General features: G+C 41.5%; 3 protein-coding genes and 2 pseudogenes. All 5 read left to right on the top strand.

Annotation, left to right across the window (positions count from 1 at the left end; all coding sequences use genetic code 11):
• Positions 1 to 1,660, top strand: a pseudogene (locus L692_RS33300) (hypothetical protein); the annotation flags it as partial.
• A gap of 2 nt (positions 1,661 to 1,662) precedes the next feature.
• Entirely contained in the window at positions 1,663 to 2,133 is a 471-nt protein-coding gene (locus L692_RS0126165; RefSeq protein ID WP_025702841.1) for a hypothetical protein, read from the top strand.
• A 280-nt stretch (positions 2,134 to 2,413) separates the two neighbouring features.
• Positions 2,414 to 2,726 (top strand): annotated as a pseudogene (locus tag L692_RS32205) (contractile injection system protein, VgrG/Pvc8 family); the annotation flags it as partial.
• A 29-nt stretch (positions 2,727 to 2,755) separates the two neighbouring features.
• The gene (locus L692_RS32200) at positions 2,756 to 3,823 is read left to right on the top strand and encodes a deaminase domain-containing protein (protein ID WP_332258304.1); all 1,068 of its coding nucleotides are present in this window, start codon (positions 2,756 to 2,758) and stop codon (positions 3,821 to 3,823) included.
• Between the two features lie 21 nt (positions 3,824 to 3,844).
• Positions 3,845 to 4,549 carry an Imm3 family immunity protein gene (locus L692_RS0126155; protein ID WP_025702839.1) on the top strand — a complete coding sequence of 235 codons (705 nt, stop codon included), beginning with the start codon at positions 3,845 to 3,847 and terminating at the stop codon, positions 4,547 to 4,549.
• The last annotated feature ends 680 nt before the right edge of the window (positions 4,550 to 5,229 follow it).

Here is a 5,229-nt window from a genome sequence, read left to right as displayed (position 1 = left end):
TGCTGCGGCTCAGGCAGCTGCTGCGGCTCAGGCTGCAGCCGCCGCTCAGGCTGGAGCCGCCGCTCAGGCATCATCCAGCAGCCCCTCCCCTGCCCCTACTCCTGCGGCGAGGGTCACCAGCCCGGCCGCGAAAAAGCAGGCCCATGGTTTACTCGGTGCGGTGTCCAAGCTGCTTGGCTCCATTCCGGTCGTCGGGAAAGTGGCGGGAGTGCTCTTGAATACGCTTGGCGGGCTTGCGGGTAAAGTGGCCGCAACGGTGCTGCAAGCTACCGGCGCGATCCCTGTCCGGAGCACGGGAACAAGCCGCGCCGGAGGAGGCGGCACAAGAGGCTCGCATCCGCTGAAATATCTGGCGGGACTGGCGCTACAGGGACTCATCAGCCACTACGAGCATGAGAAGGCCAAACAAGCCTACTACAGCAAATGGATTTGGGGAAAGGTGTTTACGAGTGCGCGTCACATCGCCCATTCCGGCGGTCCGCTGGAGCTAGTGAAAAGCCTGCTGAACGAGGCCAATGCCCTGCAGCATGCCTACCACCAGATCCCGGCAGAGGTAAGAAGCCGCTGGAGAGCCAGCTATGACCGCTATATGGCTCAGCAGCCGAAGCCACAAGCGGAGAAACCTAAGTCCTGGTGGGAACGAATACTTGAACAAACCGGAGAAAGCCAAATTATGGCGGCCGAGGCCCAGAGGGAAGCCGCGCAGCTTCAAGGGGAAATACTCTGGGATTTTGCCCAGGGAGCGAATGAAACCATTAGGGTCAACATGTTCATGGGGTTATACCAGCAACGCGATTATCACCCCAAGCATCCCATAGCGGGCAAGGCAGGAGAAGTTGCAGGTAACGTGGCCAGCACTGTGCAAGGTAGTCTGGAGCTCATCGCTGGTGCAGGTGGAGAAGGCCTTTCCGTGGTAATGGCTCCTACGGGCATATTAACGCCTGTAAGTGTACTTACAGCGGCTTTATCCGCTGGCCTTGCGGCTCATGGAGGAAGCTTGGCCTACAGCGGAGCCTCCAACACCGGACAAAGCTCGGCAGAGCTTTGGCAAATGATAAAGGATGAAGGGAAACCTGGTTCTTCCAAGCCGAGCAAACCAAAGGAGAAACCGCCTAAGGCTGAGGGGACTAAACAAGATTTACTATCTTCCAATGGGAAATTTAAAGATTCTAAGTTAGAATCTGATTATGAAAAGTATCTTGCGCGTAAAGCAAAAGAGGGAAAACCTGCACGAGATCGGTTAGAATGGAAAGAAGAAAGAGAGTATTGGCTAAATGATTCACCAATGGCAAGAGGTAATGCATTTAATAAAAAAGCAGAAAAAGAAGAATGGTATCCAGTCAGCGAACTTCATTTAACTAATGGAAAACGTTTAGATTCGTATGACCCTATAAAAGGTGAAATAGTATCAAGAAAAGCAACTGATTTAGAAGTGATTGATAAATCAACATTTGAAAGTTACTTAAAGGAGTTAAAAACTAAATACTCATCAGGTACAGTTATTAGATCAAATGCATATCCTGAACTTGATGGACTTCCGCTCACAGGTAAACAAATACTTGAAATACCAGATTCTAATAAAAGTTTTAGTCAAATACAAGAATACATCGACTTGGCTAAAAATAAATATGGCATTGAAATAAGGTTTAGAGGTGAATAGTAATGTTTCAGTTAAAACCAGAAGTCCGAACAACATTAGAAAATATAAATTTTATCGACAATTATAGAGAATTATCCGAAAAATATTCATTTAACCCAGATGACAGCTTTGAATCATATGAAATTAGTGAAGTTTTAAACCTTTTCACTGAACTGGGTTATAAAGCTAGCTTTGATAAGAAAGAAAAATTTTTTAAGATTGTGGATGAAATAGACTCTTACAAGTTTCAATTTAATACTTCATTGAGATATGGGCTTGTAGAATTCATATGGGCAGTATGGAAAAATAATGAATTACAAACAGGACTTCCGTGGGGAATGTTAAAACAATTATTGGATGGCAACGATGATGACAAAATTAAAAAGCCAGTATTTCGTAATTACACTGATCTAAAAGAGATATTAAAGGATGCTTTTTCAATGTACGATGATTTTAAACGAGAGTTGGTGTTAGTTTACGAGAGCCAATTATAAATTTTGTTAAGACGTTGTATTTGAAAGTGAGGCTACCCAGTGTTAAATAAACCCATCATGCAACCAATAATACACTTAACTCAACTCATGTATTATCGCTAGAATAATTTCTTGATTTCCTTTGTGCATACAAAATGCTTGAAAAGTATAACCTAAATAACACTATGTCTTTACAATAAGCAGGTCAATTATGGTCAGATACCACCATGATTGACCTGTTTTTTGTTATCTTCGTTTTCTCACAGGTTTTTTAAAATAAACGCAACTTTGCGAGTAGATAGCCGCAACGGTCTTGCAAGCAACGGGTGCGATCCCTGTCCGGAGCACGGGAACAAGCCGCGCCGGAGGAGGCGGCACAAGAGGCTCGCATCCGCTGAAATATCTGGCGGGACTGGCGCTACAGGGACTCATCAGCCACTACGAGCATGAGAAGGCCAAACAAGCCTACTACAGCAAATGGATTTGGGGAAAGGTGTTTACGAGTGCGCGTCACATCGCCCATTCCGGCGGTCCGCTGGAGCTAGTGAAAAGCCTGCTGAACGAGGCCAATGCCCTGCAGCATGCCTACCACCAGATCCCGGCAGAGGTAAGAAGCCGCTGGAGAGCCAGCTATGACCGCTATATGGCTCAGCAGCCGAAGCCGCTGGCAAAGGCGCCTAAGTCCTGGTGGGAACGCTATCTGCAAGCAACAGGGCGCAGCGCAATAATACAAGGACAAGTGGCCATGGCCCAGGCAGACACATTACGTAATGTGTCCAGGAAATCCGCAGACAGCCTGATTCAATTAGCAAAAGGATTTTATTATGCCGCAGAAGAAAGGAATCAAAAAAAATTCGATTCGGTTGGCGAATTTTTGAATTACGTGTCGTTAGGCATCCCTAAAGGGATGTATCTAAGTTATGTGGAAAGAGCGAATAAGGCATTTGATTCACCAAACGACACAGCCAATTGGTTAACTTTCGGATTACATGGAACCCTTCGAGAAGCCATGGTTCCTGAGGACGCCTGGTCACCCGAGCATTGGTCGAATATCATTGGTACAGTAGGGTTTATAGAGGGAACCGGTTCATTCTTCAAGCCGAAGCCGGTATTGAAAAACACAGTCCCTAAAATCAAAAAAGCAGAATCATCCCAAGCTTTGAAGCCGGTGAAAGAGGTTGAGGGGACAGGTGATGGTGTTCAGGGGAAAACCGAGAGATTTCCTACTAAATCAATTGATCCAATAGCGGATAAACATATTATTGATAAAGTATCCGAGGCAAGGGGAGGGTTATCTAATAGATATAAAGAAAGTGGTAATTTTGCTTATGCCGAAGTAAATATTAAAGGTGTAGATAAAACAGACTTTTATGCACATAGCGGAATTCATGATGTAAACAAAAAAATTCCTGGTTCTGAGGAGTTCTCATTCAAACCTGACGAGCCAATATTTAAGGCAACTGAAGCTCCTGATAAAGCAGGAAATACTTACTTGAGGGACGGAGATACAGAGTATAAAATCTTAAATGATCTAGCAAAAAGATTAGGCGATAATCAAAATGCAACTGGAAAAATTAAATTATTTACTGAAAAAGACACATGTGGTAGTTGTAATAAAATTATTCAACAATTTGATAAAAAATATCCTAATATTAAAATTGAAGTAGTTCATAATGGTGATGTCCCTATTCCACCTAAGACTTCAAAATAATTTTTCGGAGGTTTCTAAAAAATGGCCACAAGTTATGAAGAGTACTCGGAATATATAAATGAGACGTATAGTGAGTTTAAAGAAGAGGAAAAGATGAGTAGTAAGGAAGCTATTGCAAGGACATTTAATGAATATGATATGTCAATGAAAAAAAGTGAGACAGATAAAGCGGTGATAAGTGTTACGATTGCAGAAATTTTAGTTTCTCATTTAAGGATTCTTAACACTTTTAAGGATTATATGATGGAAACGATATCCGAACTAAATTTTAAATTAATTGAACAAGAGAATAAATTATCAAGTGTTCAATACAATGATTTAATTTCACGTAAAGACAAAGTACTTAAACAATTAGATAATAAACCTTTGGATTATTATCCAAGGGTATGTTGGTACTATGAAGAATTGACAGATGAACTTAATAAATTCTTTGATCAAATCAACACAGACATCATAAATAAAGAAGAAATAATTGCTAGAGTTCTTAATCGTTTTGAACGAGATTGTAAGAATACACTGAGTGAAAAAATAATAGTGTATGTAACGCTAGTCGAAAATCTTTTGAAACTTGGATACAGAAGAATAGAAGGCTTACATAGGATTAAAGAGGAGTTGCAACTATTCAATATGGAAGATATTCGTGATGAGCAACTGATAGAAGAGGAAAGGAGGGATCTAGTAGTAAGAATTGATAACGCATTGGATGAATTTGAGAATATAAGTTAATATTTATGAAAATTGGATTTTTTATACAATATAGACGACCAACAAACCAATACTAATTTCAAAAATTCTCGATAGATTTTTAAAAGGCTTATTCCAAGGAACACTGAAAAGGAATAAGCTTGTATATTGACAGATTTATGCCAATAGACCAATAAAAATAATGAGAGAAAGAATTGCCCGTATTGTGGTCTTTTTGTCATAGTCCCTATCCGGGTTGTTAATGAATTGCCCCCCAGTGCCGAATGAACCCATCATTCAACCAATAACACATCTTACCCATGTAATACTCGTATAAAAATTTCGTCATTTTGTTTGTACGCACATAAAATGCTTTAATTTTATAACCTATATATCCCTATTCCGTTACATCAAACAGGTTGATTATGGTCAGATACCACCATGATTAACCTGTTTTTTGTTACCTTCGCTTTCTCGCAGTTTTTTGAAATCAAATGCAACTGTAGCATACACCATCCCGATAGGGACGAAGAGAAGGTAATATATCGCATCTTCTAGGATGGATAGAGCGACCATTAATATTGTCAGGACTTATCTCCAAATTGTCCGCAACGAATGGAATACTTGCCGCGATGGTTATCGTGAATGAACAATCTGGTGACGACCAGTTGACATAGACAAGTAAGGACCCTGCCAAGGCCTGCTGGTTTCCGGCAGCAACC

The sequence above is a fragment of the Paenibacillus forsythiae T98 genome, from assembly GCF_000520735.1.
In the GTDB taxonomy this organism is placed as follows: domain Bacteria; phylum Bacillota; class Bacilli; order Paenibacillales; family Paenibacillaceae; genus Paenibacillus_AQ; species Paenibacillus_AQ forsythiae.
The sequence above is the reverse complement of the archived record's forward strand: the minus strand, read 5'-3'. Positions and strand labels throughout refer to the sequence as shown.

Coding starts and splice junctions, on each gene's coding strand:
- L692_RS0126155 (WP_025702839.1), top strand. CDS start 3,845: ATGGCCACAAGTTATGAAGAGTACTCGGAATATATAAATGAGACGTAT.
- L692_RS0126165 (WP_025702841.1), top strand. CDS start 1,663: ATGTTTCAGTTAAAACCAGAAGTCCGAACAACATTAGAAAATATAAAT.
- L692_RS32200 (WP_332258304.1), top strand. CDS start 2,756: ATGGCTCAGCAGCCGAAGCCGCTGGCAAAGGCGCCTAAGTCCTGGTGG.